This is a genomic window from Cerasibacillus sp., from assembly GCF_036516575.1.
Classification (GTDB): Bacteria; Bacillota; Bacilli; order Bacillales; family Amphibacillaceae; genus Cerasibacillus.
This window is the reverse complement of sequence record NZ_DATBTY010000040.1, coordinates 13,142-32,093: the sequence shown is the minus strand read 5'-3', so window position 1 is coordinate 32,093 and position 18,952 is coordinate 13,142. Positions and strand designations below refer to the sequence as shown.

The 18,952-nt window shown below is 37.8% G+C and carries 16 protein-coding genes; 4 read left to right on the top strand and 12 right to left on the bottom strand.

All coding sequences use genetic code 11. The features are described 5' to 3' along the window. Position 1: 1 nt before the first annotated feature. Both icd and citZ read right to left on the bottom strand, forming a co-directional pair. Positions 2-1,276 (bottom strand): NADP-dependent isocitrate dehydrogenase, encoded by a 1,275-nt coding sequence (gene icd / locus VIG73_RS07455; RefSeq protein WP_331640540.1) that lies wholly within the window; start codon positions 1,274-1,276, stop codon positions 2-4. A 123-nt stretch (positions 1,277-1,399) separates the two neighbouring features. Beyond that, a complete protein-coding gene (citZ, locus tag VIG73_RS07450) occupies positions 1,400-2,518 on the bottom strand; it encodes a citrate synthase (RefSeq protein ID WP_331640538.1) in 1,119 nt (372 codons plus the stop codon). A gap of 262 nt (positions 2,519-2,780) precedes the next feature. Here citZ and ytvI point away from each other — a divergent pair, with 262 nt between their 5' ends. Beyond that, a complete protein-coding gene (gene ytvI, locus VIG73_RS07445; RefSeq protein ID WP_331640536.1) occupies positions 2,781-3,890 on the top strand; it encodes a sporulation integral membrane protein YtvI in 1,110 nt (369 codons plus the stop codon). On the opposite strand, the gene VIG73_RS07440 is transcribed toward ytvI, so the two are convergent. From VIG73_RS07440 to dnaE, 8 genes are all read right to left on the bottom strand, one after another. Next, positions 3,891-4,280: an FxsA family protein gene (locus tag VIG73_RS07440; RefSeq protein ID WP_331640534.1), complete on the bottom strand. Its 390-nt coding sequence runs from the start codon at positions 4,278-4,280 to the stop codon at positions 3,891-3,893. Positions 4,281-4,306: 26 nt separating this feature from the next. Then, positions 4,307-6,067: a pyruvate kinase gene (gene pyk, locus VIG73_RS07435; protein WP_331640532.1), complete on the bottom strand. Its 1,761-nt coding sequence runs from the start codon at positions 6,065-6,067 to the stop codon at positions 4,307-4,309. A 37-nt stretch (positions 6,068-6,104) separates the two neighbouring features. Continuing rightward, positions 6,105-7,064: a 6-phosphofructokinase gene (pfkA, locus tag VIG73_RS07430; protein ID WP_331640530.1), complete on the bottom strand. Its 960-nt coding sequence runs from the start codon at positions 7,062-7,064 to the stop codon at positions 6,105-6,107. 235 nt (positions 7,065-7,299) lie between these two features. Next, positions 7,300-8,262 carry an acetyl-CoA carboxylase carboxyl transferase subunit alpha gene (gene accA, locus VIG73_RS07425; RefSeq protein WP_331640528.1) on the bottom strand — a complete coding sequence of 321 codons (963 nt, stop codon included), beginning with the start codon at positions 8,260-8,262 and terminating at the stop codon, positions 7,300-7,302. Then, positions 8,259-9,119, bottom strand: a complete 861-nt coding sequence (accD, locus tag VIG73_RS07420) for an acetyl-CoA carboxylase, carboxyltransferase subunit beta (protein ID WP_331640526.1) — start codon at positions 9,117-9,119, stop codon at positions 8,259-8,261. The genes accA and accD overlap by 4 nt, the downstream gene beginning before the upstream one ends. 24 nt (positions 9,120-9,143) lie before the next feature. Next, a complete protein-coding gene (locus VIG73_RS07415) occupies positions 9,144-9,818 on the bottom strand; it encodes a FadR/GntR family transcriptional regulator (RefSeq protein ID WP_331640938.1) in 675 nt (224 codons plus the stop codon). A gap of 15 nt (positions 9,819-9,833) precedes the next feature. Continuing rightward, complete coding sequence (locus tag VIG73_RS07410; RefSeq protein WP_331640523.1) at positions 9,834-11,090, bottom strand: NAD(P)-dependent malic enzyme; 1,257 nt, start codon at positions 11,088-11,090, stop codon at positions 9,834-9,836. Positions 11,091-11,269: 179 nt separating this feature from the next. Further along, positions 11,270-14,605, bottom strand: a complete 3,336-nt coding sequence (gene dnaE, locus VIG73_RS07405) for a DNA polymerase III subunit alpha (RefSeq protein ID WP_331640521.1) — start codon at positions 14,603-14,605, stop codon at positions 11,270-11,272. A gap of 120 nt (positions 14,606-14,725) precedes the next feature. On the opposite strand from dnaE, the gene VIG73_RS07400 reads away from it, so the two are divergent. Beyond that, entirely contained in the window at positions 14,726-15,055 is a 330-nt protein-coding gene (locus tag VIG73_RS07400; RefSeq protein WP_331640518.1) for a YtrH family sporulation protein, read from the top strand. Next, complete coding sequence (gene ytrI, locus VIG73_RS07395) at positions 15,055-15,546, top strand: sporulation membrane protein YtrI (protein WP_331640516.1); 492 nt, start codon at positions 15,055-15,057, stop codon at positions 15,544-15,546. The genes VIG73_RS07400 and ytrI overlap by 1 nt, the downstream gene beginning before the upstream one ends. A 277-nt stretch (positions 15,547-15,823) precedes the next feature. Here the strand turns inward: ytrI and VIG73_RS07390 are convergent, their stop codons facing one another. Next, the gene (locus VIG73_RS07390; RefSeq protein ID WP_331640514.1) at positions 15,824-16,777 is read right to left on the bottom strand and encodes a bifunctional oligoribonuclease/PAP phosphatase NrnA; all 954 of its coding nucleotides are present in this window, start codon (positions 16,775-16,777) and stop codon (positions 15,824-15,826) included. Between the two features lie 90 nt (positions 16,778-16,867). On the opposite strand from VIG73_RS07390, the gene VIG73_RS07385 reads away from it, so the two are divergent. After that, entirely contained in the window at positions 16,868-17,167 is a 300-nt protein-coding gene (locus VIG73_RS07385; protein ID WP_331640512.1) for a YtpI family protein, read from the top strand. Between the two features lie 475 nt (positions 17,168-17,642). Here VIG73_RS07385 and VIG73_RS07380 read toward each other — a convergent pair whose 3' ends face one another. Continuing rightward, on the bottom strand, positions 17,643-18,944 hold the full coding sequence (locus VIG73_RS07380; RefSeq protein ID WP_331640511.1) for a DRTGG domain-containing protein: 1,302 nt from the start codon (positions 18,942-18,944) through the stop codon (positions 17,643-17,645). Positions 18,945-18,952 lie beyond the last annotated feature (8 nt).

The window sequence follows — 18,952 nt, the reverse complement described above, 5'->3', positions numbered from 1 at the left end:
ATTAGTCCATATTCTTAATTAATTCATCACCAAACTCAGAGCATTTCACTTCTTTTGCGCCGTCCATTAGGCGAGCGAAGTCGTATGTGACAACTTTAGAAGCAATTGTTTTATCCATTGCTTTATTAATTAAATCAGCTGCTTCTTTCCAGCCTAGATGTTCAAGCATTAATACACCTGAAAGGATAACAGATGATGGATTCACCTTGTCTAGACCAGCATATTTTGGTGCAGTTCCGTGTGTCGCTTCAAAAATTGCATGACCTGTATCATAGTTGATATTTGCTCCTGGAGCAATCCCGATTCCACCAACTTGTGCAGCAAGGGCATCGGAAATGTAGTCTCCGTTTAAGTTCATTGTTGCAACAACATCAAATTCTTTCGGACGAGTTAAGATTTGTTGTAAGAAGATATCAGCAATCGCATCTTTGACAATAATCTTTCCAGCTGCTTCTGCTTCGTCTTGTGCTTTATTAGCTGCGTCCTTACCGTCTTTTTCAGCAATGCGATCATACTCGGCCCAAGTGAAGACTTTATCGCCAAACTCTTCTTCGGCAACCTCATAGCCCCACTCTTTGAATGCACCTTCTGTAAATTTCATAATATTACCTTTGTGTACAAGGGTAACGTTTTTACGTCCTTCGTCAATTGCATACTGAATCGCAGCACGTACGAGACGTTTTGTTCCCTCTTCAGAAACAGGTTTAATACCAATTCCAGATGTTTCTGGAAAACGAATATTTGTAACACCCATTTCTTTTTGTAAGAAATCAATCACTTTTTTAACGTCATCTGTTCCTTTTTTCCACTCGATACCCGCATAGATATCTTCTGTATTTTCACGGAAGATAACCATATCTACGTCTTGTGGATTCTTAACTGGTGAAGGAACACCGTCATAATAACGCACAGGACGCAAACAATTATATAAATCAAGTTCTTGGCGTAAAGCAACGTTTAAAGAGCGGAAGCCGCCACCAATTGGTGTTGTTAAAGGTCCTTTAATTGCAATTAAGTATTCGTCAATTTGCTCCAATGTTTCTTTTGGAAGCCATTCTCCTGTTTTGTTAAATGCTTTCTCTCCAGCATAAACTTCTTTCCAGACGATGCCTTTTTTGCCATCATATGCTTTTTCTACAGCAGCTTCTAGTACTTTACTTGCTGCAGCCCAGATATCGGGTCCAGTTCCATCTCCTTCGATAAATGGAATAATAGGATGATCTGGCACGTTTAGCTTTCCATTTTGAACAGTAATTTTTTCGCCTTTTTGTGTCATTATGTATCCTCCTAGTCATATTTTACCAATATATATTCTAGCATATTATCATTCTTCATGCTTGTGCAAACGATTTTTGTGTATCTGTAACGAATAGCCGGAACTTCCGGCTATTCAAGTTACTTAGCCACGCTTTTCAATTGGAACGTATGTCTGTTTTTGTGGGCCAACATATTCCGCACGTGGACGGATGAGTCGGTTATTTTCGTATTGCTCAAGAATATGGGCAATCCAACCTGACACACGACTTACGGCAAAGATTGGTGTGAATATGTCGTGATCGATGCCTAAAGAATGATAGACAGACGCTGAATAAAAGTCCACGTTTGCAGGTAACCCTTTTTCCTTTTTAATATATTCTTCAATTTTAACAGACATATTGTACCACTTTGGTTCACCAATTAAGTCTGTTAATTGTTTAGACATTTTTTGGAGATGTTTCGCACGTGGGTCACCTGTTTTGTAAACACGATGCCCCATTCCCATAATCTTTTCTTTATTATCAAGCGCTTTCTTCACGTATGGGATAGCGTTTTCTTCTTCGCCAATCTCAGTTAACATTTTCATCACTTGTTCGTTAGCTCCCCCGTGAAGTGGGCCTTTTAACGCAGAGATTGCTGCAGTTATGCCAGAGTACATATCAGATAATGTTGCTACACATACTCTTGCTGTAAAAGTGGATGCATTTAATTCATGATCTGCATGTAATACAAGTGCTTTGTTGAACGCCTCTTCCTCAATAGGTTCCGGGTCTTTGCCATTCAACATGTATAAAAAGTTTGCCGCAAAGCTTAAACCTTTTTTCGGTTGTACCGGGTCTTGTCCTTTACGAATACGAGCGAATGCTGCAACTACAGAAGCAATCCTTGCCTGGATTCGTACTGCTTTACGTTTATTTGCTTCATCATCCATAACGTCTGCTTCTGCATCGTAAAGACCAAGAACTGATACAGCACTTCTTAATGCTGCCATTGGATGAACAGATGATAGATCATATGAACGTAAGTGTTCAATAACACCCTCTGGAAGTACCATGTTTTCATCTAGTTCTTTCTTCAAGGCATCTAATTGAGCTTCTGTTGGAAGTTGTTTATTCCATAAAAGATAAATAACTTCTTCAAAGCTCGCATTTTCGGCCAAATCATCAATGGTATAGCCAACGTATGTGAGTTGATCATCAATAATCGAACTGATTGATGACTGGGCTGCTACAACCCCTTCTAGACCTTTTGTTGCTGTCATAATACTATCCCTCTCCTTTTTATGGTTTACTCGTAATTATTGAAAAACAAACTACGATTACCCACGTATATTTTTCGACAATATAATGATATCGTCGCCCCCATTTAACATTATAGGACAAATTGATGACAAAGTGAATTGAAAGCGTTTATTTTATGTCCTTTTTTTAGAAATGACTAAAAAATTGGATAGCTAGTCTAATTGATTTCTAACATTCATAGTTTGTTAATAAATACTTCTTCCATATAAATGGGGTCATTAAATGAATAGGCAATTATTATTCCAACTCATTCGCGGGGTAATTGTAATAAGTTTGTTTGTTTTATGTTTTATAATGATTAAATGGATCTTTTATTATACGTATCCATTCCTTATTGCTTTATTAATTTCGGCCTTTGCTCAGCCTTTTTTAACATTCTTTGAGCGGCGTTTGCATATGTCGCGCTTATTAGCTACACTTATCTTTCTTCTAACAAGTGGCATGGTGTTTATTGCTGGGGGATTTCTATTTTTATCAGAATTAATGCGTGGGTTTATTTACCTAGCCGACATCGCCCCCCATTATTTTCGACAATTCATTTTAACAACAGAACAATTATTTCAGGATTATCTTATCCCCTTTTATCATAAAATATTTCTTTTACTACAAACAATGCCACCTCAGACACAGATCGTGTTAGAAGAACAGATACAACAAATTGCCCAATATACCGCTGAATCAGGCGCTACATTTATTCAAGCCTTTTTAAGAAAAGTCCCAAGAATATTAGTTTTTTTTCCAACATCATTAATCGTTTTTATATTTATTTTATTATCCTCTTTCTTTATGATAAAGGACTGGGAACGATTAAAAACCAGACTGGCACGACTTGTACCAGTCCGTTTAAACAATTTCCGTTTATTATTTATGAAGCATTTTAAAGATGTATTATTAGGATATGTGAAAGCGCAAATACTCCTTCTCAGCATATCTACAAGTATTATTTTAGTCGGTTTAATATTGTTACAGGTAGACCATGCATTAACGATCACACTTTTGGCTGTTTTGACGGACTTACTCCCATTAGTTGGAACTGGGATTATTTTCATTCCGTGGATACTCTATTTGTTTTTTATTGGAAACTTTCCTTTAACAATTGGGATTGCCATAATCTACGCCATTACAGTCATATCACGCCAATTATTAGAGCCTAAAATCATGTCTGATAAAATCGGTGTCCATCCTTTGTTTACATTGTTTTTATTGTTTTTTATGTTTCAGCTTTGGGGGGCGAACGGTTTGCTGTTAACACCACTTATTCTCATCATTTTTGTCGTTTGTAAAGAAAGTGGGCTATTTCTCATCATTTGGCGCTTTATTAAAGGTGCCTAATTACGAACGGCGAAAAAAAATGGTGTTATTGTCAATCATTTTCTTTAAAATTTTCTTTAATTGTTTTTTAAACAGATTACGTGTCACTGGTAAGACGAGAATGAATCCGGAAATATCCGTAACAAAACCAGGTGTGACAAGAAACGCGGCACCAATAATAATGCAGATACCATCAAAGATTTCTTCACTTGGCATTTGACCGTAATGGATTGATGCTTGAGCACGCCTCAACGTATCAATCCCTTGTTTTTTTGCCATTGTAATGCCAAGAATCCCAGTTAATATAATAAGTAGGACGACCCACCACGGGCCAATCATACCACCTACCCATATAAATATACCGATCTCAAGTGCTGAAATAATGAGAAGCACAAGCCAAATGAATCGCATCCGTTATCACCTCGTTCTTGAAGTGTTTATAATACACTTGCATGACCTAAATAAATATCGCCTTTCGTTCCATCAATCGTTATTTCCTGTCCATCTTTAATTAACTGGCACGCATTGGAAACACCGACAACGACAGGAACACCCATTTCTAAACCGACAATGGCAGCATGTGATGTTAGTCCACCCGTTTCAGTTATTATACCTGCTGCTCTACGAATAGCTGGCATCATTTCTTTATCAGTGCCATACGTGATTAATATATCTCCCGACTGAACTTTTTCAATGGCCTCTTCTGCCGTTTTTACAACAGTAGCCGATCCATAGGCACTATGTTTGCCAATCCCTTGACCTTTTGCAATAACGTCACCAATAATATGGACTTTTAATAAATTCGTCGTACCGCTTTCTCCTACAGGAACACCAGCTGTAATAATGACACGACTACCTGGTTTACATAAATTTGTACTTAAAGCTGATTCAACGGCTAATTCTAACATATCATCTGTTGTTGTAGCATTCGGGCCAACGATAGAATGGACACCCCACACAAGTGATAATTGGCGGTTAACACGTTCTGACGGTGTCACAGCAATAATCGGTGCCTTCGGGCGATATTTCGAAATCGTGCGCGCTGTAAAACCACTCTCTGTTGGTGTGATGATCGCGCCGACGTCTAAATTCATAGCTGTATGTGTAACAGACTGGCTTATCGCTTCAGTAATGGTCATATCAATCGATTCTGAGCGAGACTTCAAAATACGTTGATAGTTAAGAGCAGTTTCTGCTTTTAATGCGATATTTGCCATTGTTTGTACTGCTTCAACAGGATATTTCCCTGCCGCTGTTTCTCCTGAAAGCATAATCGCATCTGTCCCATCAAAAATGGCATTCGCAACATCAGACGCTTCCGCACGGGTTGGTCGTGGGTTTCTTTCCATCGAGTCAAGCATTTGTGTCGCAATAATGACTGGTTTTCCACTTAAATTACATTTTTGAATAAGTTGCTTTTGAACTAGCGGAACATCTTCTGCCGGAATTTCTACACCAAGATCCCCTCGTGCAACCATTAAACCATCACTGATTTCTAAAATACTCTCAATCCGATCAACACCTTCTTGGTTTTCGATCTTCGGTATGAGTTGGATATGGCTGGCATCATGTTTCTCTAATAGTTCACGAATCTCTAATATGTCTGATGGGCGACGGACAAATGATGCCGCTATAAAATCAATATCATGTTCAATACCAAAACGAATATCATTGGCATCTTTTTCTGTAATACCAGGAAGATTGACAGATATATTTGGTATATTGACTCCTTTATGGTCTTTAACGATACCAGAATTAAGTGCTTTTGTTTGAATGCTTTTCTGCTTATAGTCAATGTCAATAACTTCTAACTCAATTAGGCCATCATCAAGTAGTATTTTCGCGCCTATTTCCACATCATTAATTAGCCCTTTATACGATACAGAAAAACGGTCATTCGTTCCAACAACATCTTCCATTGTAATGGCGACGACATCATTTTGATTGATATGAGCTTGACCATTTTTAAACGTTCCTGTACGAATCTCTGGTCCCTTTGTATCTAAAAGAATAGCCACCGTTTTACCTGTTTCTTTCGCTACTTGTCGAATGGTTTTAATACGCTCTGTATGTTCATCATAATTCCCATGGGAAAAATTCAACCGAGCGACATTCATTCCAGCTTCAATTAACTGCCTTAAAACTTCTGGTGACTCTGATGCTGGACCAATCGTACATACTATTTTTGTTTTCCTCATAATGAACCTCCTGTTATATATTTGTTTCTCCCTTTAATTAAATGGAAAGTTCCTTCGATAAATCGAACATTTTTTCATCAATATCATGTTCTCTTGATAAAACATTTGCTATATCATCATTGATGATGCGATTTTCTTTCATTCCTACCATTTTACCCGTTTTTCCAGCTAATAATAAGTCGACCGCTTCTGCTCCTAGACGACTCGCTAATACACGGTCAAAGGCTGTCGGTGAACCACCACGTTGGATATGGCCTAGTACGGTAACACGTACTTCTAAATTCGTTGCTTCTTCAATTCGTTTACCATATTCGATTCCACTTGCTACACCTTCAGCGAGTATTATGATACTATGCTTTTTGCCCCGTTCACGACCGCGATGTAAACGACTAATAACATCTTTAAAATCATCTTTCTTCTCAGGAATGAGAATACTTTCAGCTCCCGCAGCAAGTCCTGCCCATAGAGCTAAGTCACCAGCATCTCTGCCCATTACTTCAATCACATATGTACGTTCGTGGGATGTTGCGGTATCACGAATTTTGTCCACCGCGTCAATGATTGTATTAAGTGCCGTATCGAACCCAATCGTATAATCTGTTCCAGCAATATCATTATCAATTGTCGCTGGCACACTAATACATGGAAAGCCTTTTTCCGATAGTTTCTCTGCTCCTCGAAAACTACCATCACCACCGATAACAATTAAACCCTCAATCCCACGCTTCCTTAACTCGTTAATCCCCTTTTGTTGGCCCTCTTCTGTCTTAAATTCTTCACAGCGTGCTGAATGTAATTTCGTTCCACCTCTATGGATAATATCACCAACAGAGCCTATTTCTAGTTTTTCAATATGACCTTCAATTAAGCCCTGATAACCATATATAACACCATAAACATCAACATTATGATAAATGCATTTTCTTACAACAGCACGAATCGCTGCGTTCATACCTGGTGAATCTCCACCACTCGTTAACACTGCTATCTTCTTCATATTTGCCACCTCAATGAAAAAAATTTACCTAGATAAAGTTGTCTCCTATTTAAAGATAATACCTCAATCACGAAATAGCAATGAATACATAAAGAATTTATTGAATGTTCGTTTGAATGAAGAAATGTGTTTTACTACTTATTATAATCACGTCGAATAGCATGCCATATTAATTGGTTAAAATATATTAGCATAACATATAAAATGGTTGGCGATATCGCCAACCATTTTATCATTAATCTTCCTTTATATTATAATCGCCAATTGATTTATATTTTTCCCAACGTTTTTCTAGTAATTCATCAACAGATAATTGTTTTAGGCTCTTTAAGGATGATTCAATGACTTGATCCATTGCCTTTGCCTGTTCTTCCACATGACGATGTGCGCCACCTTTAGGCTCGGGAATGATATTATCAATCACTTGTAGTTCTTTTAAATCATAGGCCGTTATTTTCATCGTTTCAGCAGCGCGTTGAGCTAAAGCGGCATCTTTCCATAATAATGCAGCAGCCCCTTCTGGTGAAATAACGGAATATGTCGAGTTCTCAAGCATATGGATCTTATCACCAACTCCTAATGCCAGAGCACCTCCACTCCCACCTTCTCCAATCACAATACAAAGTATCGGTACTTTTAAGCCGCCCATTTCCATTAAATTTCGAGCAATGGCTTCACTTTGCCCTCTTTCTTCTGATTCTTTACCTGGATCAGCACCTTTTGTATCAATAAAGCAAATAATTGGACGGTTAAACTTTTCTGCTTGTTTCATATGGCGAAGTGCTTTACGATAACCTTCCGGATGAGGCATGCCGAAGTTACGACGAATATTTTCTTTCGTGTTTTTACCACGTTGATGACCGATGACTGTAACAGGCTCGTCTTTATAAAACGCAATCCCCGCTACGATGGCTGCGTCATCACCGAAACGACGGTCTCCATGAAACTCCATAAAATCGGTAAATAAGTGATCAATATAATCTAATGTCGTCGGACGTTCGGGATGTCTAGCCATTTGCACGCGTTCCCACGGTTTTAAGTTACCATAAACGTCATCTTCTAAACTAGCAAGTTTTCTCTCTAATGTCTTAATTTCATCATGCAGATCAATCTCACTGTCTTTTGTGATCTCTTTTAATTCTGCGATTTTATCTTTCAAGTGAACAATTGGTCGTTCAAATTCTAGGACATGTTTCATGACTTCTTAGCCTCCTTCCGATGAAGTTTCAATAACGTTCCGAGTCTCTTCTTCATATCATGACGATGGATTACTTGATCAAGTTGCCCATGTTTCAATAAAAACTCAGCCGTTTGGAAGTCATCTGGAAGTTTTTCTCGTGTTGTTTGTTCAATAATTCTTCGTCCAGCAAAGCCGATCAAAGCACGAGGCTCTGCAAAGTTATAATCACCTAAAGATGCAAAGCTCGCCGTTACACCACCTGTTGTTGGATGGGTCATGACAGAGATAATGAGATTTCCCGCTTCAGAATGTCTTTTTAATGCAATCGATGTTTTAGACATTTGCATTAAACTAAGGACCCCTTCTTGCATACGTGCCCCTCCTGATGCGGTAAAAATTATATATGGTATTGATTCCTTTCTCGCTCTTTCAATCGCACGGGCAATTTTTTCTCCAACAACAGAACCCATGCTTCCCATACGAAAGCCAGCATCCATCACACTAAATGCCACACGTTCACCTTCAATTAATCCAGATCCCGTTACAACCCCTTCGTTTAATCCTGTTTTTTTACGGTCTTTTTCGAGTTTTTCTTCATAACCTGGAAAACCTAATGGATTATTTGACATCAGATTCTTGTCCCATTCAACAAATGAATCTTCATCGAATAGACTATCTATCCGTTCCCAAGCATTTAATTGGTGGTGAAAATCACAGTTCGGACAGACTCCAAGATTCTTATTCAATTCTTTTCTATAATAGATTTTATTACAGGATTGACATTTTTTCATTAACCCTTCTGGAACATCTTGTTTCGCCTGTTCACTAGGGATTGTAGCGTACTTTTTTTTCTTGCCAAAAAAGTCTTTAAGCAAGGTAATTCCCCCTTTTTTTCTTTCCTAAACCGATTGTGGGTGATGAATCACGTGAGATGATTCATGTATATGGATTGAATCTTTCTTATATGTTAAGTTTAACCATTTATCGAACGTTTTTTCAATGGCCTCATACTCTTTTTTTAGATATAGTTGTAATAATTTTTCATAAAATGTGACGTCATAATAAATGGTTTCTAATGTTCGAGTATAGGCTTGTAATAGCCGCCAAATTTTCATAAGGAGCGTGTTGTCTACGATATCAAATAATGTCTGAAAAAATATATTTTCTCGCTCTTCCTTACTATAAGATGAAGTCTTTACAAGTATTGATAAATGCTTGATATCTTCCTTCGTAATCAAGTGGAAAGCGAGTTTGGATATTTCTTTTTCCAAGATCGTTTTTGTAAAAAGCAAGTCATTTTTCTTATCACTTTCACGTAAAATAAATGAGGCTAATAATTCCACAGATTGATATGAACGATATGTACTTAAGAAAGTCCCTTCCCCACGTCTTGTTTCAATTAATCCGAGGAGTTCCATCGCTCGGAAAGCTTCTCTTACAGATGAGCGCGAGGCTTGCAATTTTTCTGCCATTTCCCTTTCAGAAGGAAGTTTATCACCTGATGTCAGTTGATGTTTTTCAATATAATGACGTATTTCTTCAAGTACTTCTTGATATACTTTTTGACCAGTAATGACCTTGCACTCTCCTTACTTCGATAGATTTTCTTGTTGTTTCTTTAAAGGCATCGTAAGGCGTTTTGTTTTTTCTGCTATTTGCTCAGGATCAACATGCACCCGAGCAACACCTGTTTCCATGGCTGCTTTTGCTACACTTGAAGCAACGGTTGGAGCAACGCGTGCATCAAATGGTCCAGGAATGACATAATCAGGGTTTAATTTTTCATCTGTTATAAGTGAGGCAATCGCTTCTGCAGCAGCTACTTTCATTCTCTCATTAATTCGAGTTGCACGAACATCCAATGCACCGCGGAAAATACCCGGAAAAGCGAGAACATTATTAACTTGATTCGGAAAATCTGAACGCCCTGTTCCGATGACTTTTGCACCTGCTGCTTTTGCTTCTTCTGGCATTATTTCTGGTTCAGGATTAGCCATCGCAAAAATAATCGGATCACGATTCATCCTTTGAATCATGTCAGGTGTTAAGGCACCACCTACAGATACACCTATGAAAACATCGGCATCTACAATCACATCTTGTAAGTAACCTTGCTTTTTATCTAAGTTCGTCATTTCGGCGATACGGTCTTTGATCACATTCATTCCTTTTTTTCGCCCTTTATAAATCGCACCATTTGAGTCACACATAATGATATTGCGTACACCGAAGCTATGTAACAGCTTAATTATTGCGATTCCTGCAGCTCCGGCACCATTAGCAACGACTTTGATATCAGAAAATGATTTATTAACAATTTTTAACGCATTGATTAAACCAGCTACTGTAACAATCGCTGTTCCATGTTGATCATCATGGAAAATTGGAATATTCGTTTCCTTTTTTAAGCGATCTTCGATAACAAAACAATTTGGTGCTGCAATATCTTCTAAATTAACACCACCAAAAGTTGGTTCTAATAGCTTTACCGTTTGAACAATTTCATCAACATCATTCGTATTTAAACAAAGCGGAAAGGAATCGACACCGGCGAAATTTTTAAATAAAACGGCTTTCCCTTCCATAACTGGGAGCGCTGCTTCCGGACCTATATTACCTAGTCCTAGGACCGCAGAACCATCGCTTACCACTGCTACCATATTGCCCTTCATTGTATAATCATATACCTTATCAGTTTGCTCATGAATCACTTTACACGGTTCTGCGACACCTGGTGAATAGGCTAAACTTAAATCTCTTTCATTTCTAACAGGAACTTTGGACTGAATCGTCAATTTTCCTTGATGAACTTTATGCATATGTAAAGCTTCATTTTCTAAACTCAACTCATAATCGCTCCTTTATCGTCAACCTAGAGACTGTGTCCATTAAATAGGTGGTCTGACCACCACCTACCTAATGAACTAATTATAACAGATGGAGTATATCTGTAAAGATAATCATAACATAATCCGTGTTTCGGACAAATCATTAATACTGTTCAAATCGTCATCTTTTTATACGCTTAGGACGTTAAAACAACTGCTTCAGACCCAAAAAATAGCTTTAACTCATTTACACATGATTCAGTCGGATGGAGGGAGACATGTTTTAATTGATATGTTTTTCCCTCTTCTTCATGGAAAATAATGACTGTTGTATCACCTGGGTACTTCTTTGCTATATCACGAATCATTTGGGCACCTTCATTTCCGATGCCTTTAGACCATTTAATAAATAATCGTGCCGATGAGCGGATGTTTTCTAAATCGACTGGTTGGGCTGAATCAATAATCCATTGGTACTGATTATGTCTCATATCAATTTTTCCAGTGATGGCTATGACGATTTCTTCCCTTAACCAACGACTTATTTGGCGATAAACATTCGGAAAGACAACTGCTTCCATTTCGTCTGTTTCATCGGAAATCGTTATAAAAGCCATTGGGTCTCCGCGTCGCGTTCTTATTTTCCTAATCGATTCAATAATAACAATGCCTTTAACATGACGCTGATTCATGTATTGAGAAGCCTGTTGCAAAACGATATAGCCTTCTTGGGAAAATTGGTGCCGATAGCGTTTAAAAGGATGTTCAGATACGTATATACCGAGTAATTCCTTTTCATCAGCTAATTTCTTAAAAGGACTAAAATCATTGACTTCCACATACTTTTCCTCTGTTTTTAATTGTTCTGGAAACAGATTCGGCTGATCAACAAACTCTTTAAATAGCTCGCCTTGTTCCATCGCCTGATCGAGTGTCGCTAACAGACTTGCCCGATTTTCATGTAATTCGTCAAATGCCCCAGCCATGATTAACACTTCCAGTAAAGAGCGTTTCAAGAGATGATTCGGAATACGTAAACAAAAATCGTACAATCCTTGAAATGGTTTCCCTTTTCGCACGGCAATTATTTCTTTGACTGTTTGAGCACCAACACCTTTAATCGCGGTTAACCCCATGCGAATTTGCCCGTTTTCAACGGTATAACTTATAAAACTTCGATTAATTGATGGTGCTAACATCGGGATATTGAATTGCTTCATTTCTTTTACGTAAGATAAAACTTTACTCTCCTGATTTCCTACCGAGCTTAATACTTCTGCAAAAAAGACAGACGAATAATGTGCTTTTAAGTATGCTAATTGATAGGAAATTTTACTATAAGCGACGGCATGACTTTTCGGAAAGCCGTAGTTTGAAAATCTTACAATCCAGGCAAATAATTCCTCAGCCATTTTTAAACTGTACCCTTGTTTCGTACAACCATTTATAAACGATGCTTTTTCTGTTTCAATAATAGTAATATCTTTCTTACTGACCGCTCGACGCAATAAATCTGCTTCACCTAAAGAGAATCCAGCAATTCTGTGAGCTATTTGAATAATTTGCTCCTGATAAATTAATACCCCATATGTCGACTCTAGGATCGGCTTTAAATCTTCATGAAGATAAGCCGTTCTTTCAAGACCGTGCTTTCGTTTGATATATGTCGGTATAAAGTCCATCGGTCCCGGACGATATAGCGCATTAACCGCTACGATATCGTGAAAAGTAGTTGGCTTTAATTCACTTAAAACACGTTTCATTCCTTGGGATTCAAGTTGAAAGATGCCACTCGTCAATCCTTTTTGTAAAAGTTGAAACGTTTTCCCATCATCATAAGGAATCTGATTAAGTGAGATTGATCGATTCGTTAATTGCTTAATCGACGTTATGATTCGTTCTAGTAAACTTAAATTCCGAAGGCCTAAAAAGTCAAACTTCAGTAGCCCGATATCTTGTAATTCATCCATTGGATATTGTGTTAAATACGTAGCGCTTGGGCCTAATGTAAGTGGAACATGTTCTGTTAAAGCGTCATCACTAATGACGACCCCAGCAGCATGCGTCGATATATGACGAGGTAGTCCCTCTAATTTGACTGCAATATTGAATAAGACTTTTAATGGTTCTGACTGCTTAATATATGCTGTTAAATCTCGATTTTGTCGTACAATGTCAGTAATCGTTTGTCCTCCTGAACTTGTGATATGTTGTAAGATATAACGTGCATCTTGTTGATCGATTCCTAACGTTTTAACCAATTCCCTTATTAATGAACGCGGAGCAAATGTACCGAATGTAATAATTTGTGCAACATGTTTTTCCCCGTACTTATTACGGACATAGTCAATGACCTCGTCACGTCGAAGATCAGAAAAATCAACATCAATATCTGGTAGAGAAACACGCTCAGGATTTAAAAATCGTTCGAACAATAAATCATATTTTAGTGGATCTACTTCTGTGATATCTAATAGATAGGCAACGAGTGAGCCAGCAGAAGAACCACGACCTGGACCTACTGTAATGCCGTTTTCCTTTGCGTACTTAATAAAATCCCAAACAATTAAGAAATAGTCATTGAATCCCATTGAATTTATAACTGATAATTCCCGCTCTAATCGTTCACGAACTGTATTTGTGATTGAACGGTATTTTAATGGTAATTGTTTTTCACATAAATCACGCAAGAATGTTTTTGCATCAACTGTTTCTGGTAATGGATACGACGGTAAATGCCGGTCTGAAAAATCAAGATGAACATCGCATTTTTCCTGAATTACATTCGTCTGGTCTAATACATGTGGCCAATCTGAAAATAATTGCTCCATCTCTAGTGCAGAACGTAAATGCTTATTTCTTTCCGCGTTTTTCATATCATTCGGTTGCCATTTCGCACCTTTTTTCATCGCTTTAAAGCAACTGTAGCTGAGCGCATCAGCTGCTTTTATATAACGTACATCTTGAATAGCTACCATTTGATGGTGTGATGATTGTTGTAGACGCTTTAGGATAAGATTTAATGATTTTTCTTCATGTAACCCATGATCTTGTACACCAATATAAAAATCACCATCAGCAAAAAGCACTTCCCATGATTGAATTGTTTCTACGGCATGTTCCCATGTCGGTAAACGCAGCTGTTCATTTAATGAACTATGAATAGCTGGTAAAATACCGATTAAATCAGCTGTATATTGCTTCAGCATCTCTTTATCAATAGTCTTTCTCTCTTGTATTTGAATATAAGTGCTTAATTGAATAAGTTGTTTGTAACCGTGTTTGTTTTTGGCTAAGAGAATACACGGTTCAGTTTGTTCGTTATTTTGTACATGTATAATCATGCCGAGTATCGGCTTAATACCTGCATTCTGACATGCTTTATAAAATGGTATAGCCCCATATAAAACATGTTCATCTGTTAATACCAATGCACGCATATTCAATGCCTTTGCTTGCTTTACGAGCGCCTCGATGGACACCGTACTATTCATTAAACTATACCCACTTCTTATTTGAAGATGTGTATACATCATTCATCCCGCCTTTTTAATCTCTATTACTATTATAGCGAATATCACGAAAGTAAAAAAACATAACTTGTCCGAGCGTCTCATATAATGTTAAAGACATGTGGAAAAGGAGTGTGCCAAGTGGAAGAAAGTTTTTTTACGTCGTTTATTCAATGTTTCTTTATTGCTTTCGGGGTCATTGTTGGTGGAAGTATCATCGGTAGTGTCGGTGCCTTTGCAACCGGAGAACCTCCTTTTCATGCCATTAGTCATATTGCGAAAAAACTACGTATTTGGGCAATTGTTGCAGCGATTGGTGGCACGTTTGATGCGATTAGTAATTTTGAAAAAGCGCTCGATGGTTCATCATTAGATATTTTTAAACAGATTCTATTAATTATATCTGCTATGGGTGGTGTTAAGGCAGGTATGTTAATTATGAGTTGGTTTATTCAAGAGGATGTCGGCTAATGCATATTCCTCCTTATTTTAAACGGAAAGCATGGCAGTACGTTTTTGTCGGCATGATAGTTGGTGGTGTCATTGCTTATCTTGTTTTTATTTATATGTATGGCGAGATGTACGAACAATTACTAGAGAAAAATATCGCACTTGAATCAGAACTTAGAGATGTCAAGAAGCAAAACCAAGCATTACTAGAAATCAACGAAGACTTAGAGAAACCTGCAATCATCGAAACGATTAAAATAGACATTACAAATCCAAAAGAATTAAAACTCGATTCCCTCCTCGTTCATCAACTTGTCGGTTTAATCAAAGAAGAACTTGATTCACTAATTGGGAAACCCATTCAGCAATTATCAGATAGTGGTGATTTATTAATTGCTACAATTGAAAATAAGCGTTTCAAACTAAATGATTTACAATATCGCTTCGAAGTCGTCAAATTGATTATATCTAAAGAAGTTAAAGTTGAAGTTGAAGCGTTTTTGGTGAAATAGGCCATTCCACTCAGTTTGATGCGAAGCAATTTCGAGAGAACGTACCGAGTACAGTGCTCTACTTAGTATGAAATGAGATAAAAAAGTGCACTCCAGCCTCGGGATACTCAAAGCTTAGGTCTTTCCAGATGAAATATACCTACAGTAAACCTCTAAGAAAAAAGCAAAAGTGCAGTCTGCTTCAAAGGAACAGACTGCATTTTTTAGGAAACTTTCTTGCAGAGGTCGTTTATTAGAACGTTTGGTTATTTTTTATAATTCTATGGACGAACGAATCTCACTTGTTTTTTAAGTAATTACGACAAGCATCCTCAATATCTTTCTTTACAGATTCAGCCTCATCCCAATGTTTAATGGAAGCCCCTGATGCTAAAGGATGTCCACCGCCACTATATTTTGCGGCAATTTTGTTAATTACAGGGCCTTTAGAACGGAGGCGAACCCGGATATTATCCTCTTCTTCAACAAAAATCGCCCATGCAACAATACCATCAATTTCACCCAATGTACCAACGATTTGTCCCGTCTCTAGGGCTGTTACACCGAATTTGTCCAAATCAGCTGCCGTCAATTTCACAAAACTAGCACCAGAATCAGTTAAGCTGAAGCTTTGTAAAATATGACCTTTTAATCGAGCAACATGTTCTTTCACGCGGTACATTTCCTCATATAGACTCTCTCGATCAAAATTATAGCGGACGAGTTCGCTTACATATGCAAATGTTTTTTCCGTCGTACTTGGGAATAGAAATCTTCCAGTATCGCCGACAATGCCAGCATACAATAGACGTGCTGCTTCTTTTGTCATCTGAAAACCTTGCTCTTTCGCTTCTACATACCATTCATAAATCATCTCTGATGTTGAACTCGCATTTGTATCAACCCACTCAACATCCCCATATGAATCGACATCTGGATGGTGATCGATTTTAACGATTTTTTCACCAAGTTTATAGCGTTCATCGTCGATTCTTCCTGTGTTAGCCGTATCACATATGATAATCAATGCTCCTTTAAAAGCATCATCTACTATCTTATCCATTTCCGATAAAAATGTGTAAGCGGGATCATCTTGACCAACGGCATATACATTCTTTTCTGGAAATGAATGTTGAATAATCTGTTTCAAAGCACCTTGAGATCCTAAAGCATCTGGATCTGGTCGTACATGTCTATGTATGATAATCGTCTCATATGAACGAATAAGTTCAGCAATTGTTGTTTTTGGCATTTATTTTCTCCCTCTCTGTTATCTTTCTGGAAAAGCAGTGAAAAACACGATACAATATACGATAGAATCTAAAATATAGGAGTCGATGACATGGGTGTTATTTTTCCAATACTAATCGTCGTATCAATTGTATTATATATATATTATAAGGTAGCTATACTGAAATCAAAAGATATTCTCACGCAAAAGTATTTTAATGGCAGAGCCCACTCTTGCCTTGGTATTTTTATTCTGACATTCGGTATCAATCAATACTTATCTTATCAAACAAAAATATCACTTATCGTCGGTATTGTCTTTATTTTGATTGGTGGCGCACAATTGATTCATGGCTTTAAAGTCGCTAAACATTATAAAAATGAATGGCGTCGCTTAAATCCAGAAGGTTGATGAGAAATTAATATAGTGTATTAGCGAATTGTGAAAAAGCAGGGAATGAATTTCCCCGCTTTTTCTTATGGTTATAACTTTAGGTAATCGTCAGTAGAACGAGCTGAGATATAAATTGATTTATTCTATGTTTATAGTGTGGAGTGAAGAGATAATCCTTGATGCTTTATGCACCTTTTGAATTTTGTAGCTATCGGAAGAAGCCACTCGTTATCGTTTGGAGTTTTGCATCAGTTCATGTGGGGTGGAGTGCTCTACTCATCACTACCTTGCACTTTTGTGTGAGAGCATGTGGGGTGGAACACTCTACTCATCACTACTTTGCACTTTTGCGCGAGAGCGTGTTGAGTGGAGTACTTTACCCGTTGCCGATTTAGCTTTTTGCATGAATTTGCATTGAGTAGAAATCTTCACTCGTTGCTAAATAGATTATAAAAAAGGATTCGCAAAACATTGCGAATGCCTTCTAAAAATATCACTTATCCATAATTTGTGCCATGACGAGTGCTTTTCCTACAAGCTTTTTATCACAAAAGACATCAACATCAACTTTCGCATACATTCTTCCAGCATCTAACAGACGTGGTTTGATGATGATTTCACTATCGATTGGAACCGGCTTGAAGAAGAACACGGATAAATTCTCTACGACCAGATCGCCTTTCTGTAAATCATGTAATAATCGGCTTGCGCCTTCAGTTACAAGTGACGTAAAGACACCGTTTGATAATGTTCCTAATTGATTCGTCATTTGCGGTAGGATTTTTATTTTAAAAGTCGATTCCTCATCGCCTACCTGGATGTTCTTTGTTATGATATCATCAATCGTCTCACCAATTTGTGGTTGGCGCTGGATTTGTTGGAGAGCTTGGATCACATCTTGACGTGACACAATTCCTAGCATTTTATTTGTTTGGTCTACTACAGGAACCAGCTGAATCCCTTCCCACACCATCATATGAGCAACATAGGCGAGTGATGTTTTTTCCTGAACGACAAGCGGATTCTTTGTCATCACACGTTCAAGTGAAAGTTCATCATCATTACCGATGATATCACGTGATGTGACCATTCCTACAACCCGATTATTTGTATCAAGGACTGGAAAACGGGTATGTTCCGTCTCTCGATTTAATTCGTACCAGTCACTGACACGATTCTTGACATGCAAAGAATGCGTGTCATCAAATGGCGTTAATATATCTCCTACGAATACAATTTCTTTTTTAATAAGTTGGTCGTAAATCGCCCGATTGATCATCGATGCTACTGTAAATGTATCATAGCTTGTCGACAATAGTGGAAGTTCCTTATCGTCCGCTAACTTCTTAATTTTATCGGTCGTATCAAAACCACCTGTAATTAAAACGGCAGCCCCGTCATTTAACGCTAACTCCTGTGCATCTGCCCGATTACCGACAATTAATAATGAATCTGGTTCTGTATAGCGAGCCATCGCATCAAGTTGCATCGCACCAATCACAAATTTATTCAATTTTTTATATAAACCATCCCGACCACCAAGAACCTGTCCATCAACAATATTAATGACCTCGGCAAATGTCAGTTGTTCAAAGTATTCTTTACGTTTCTTCTCAATTCGAATCGTTCCTACACGCTCAATCGTGCTAACGAGCCCTTGGTTTTCTGCCTCTTTTATCGCACGATAAGCTGTCCCTTCACTCACTTCCATTGTACGTGCAATCGATCGGACAGAAATTTTTTCACCAACTGGTAAAGAAATAATATGTTGTATAATTTGTTCATGTTTCGTCATTTGCACAC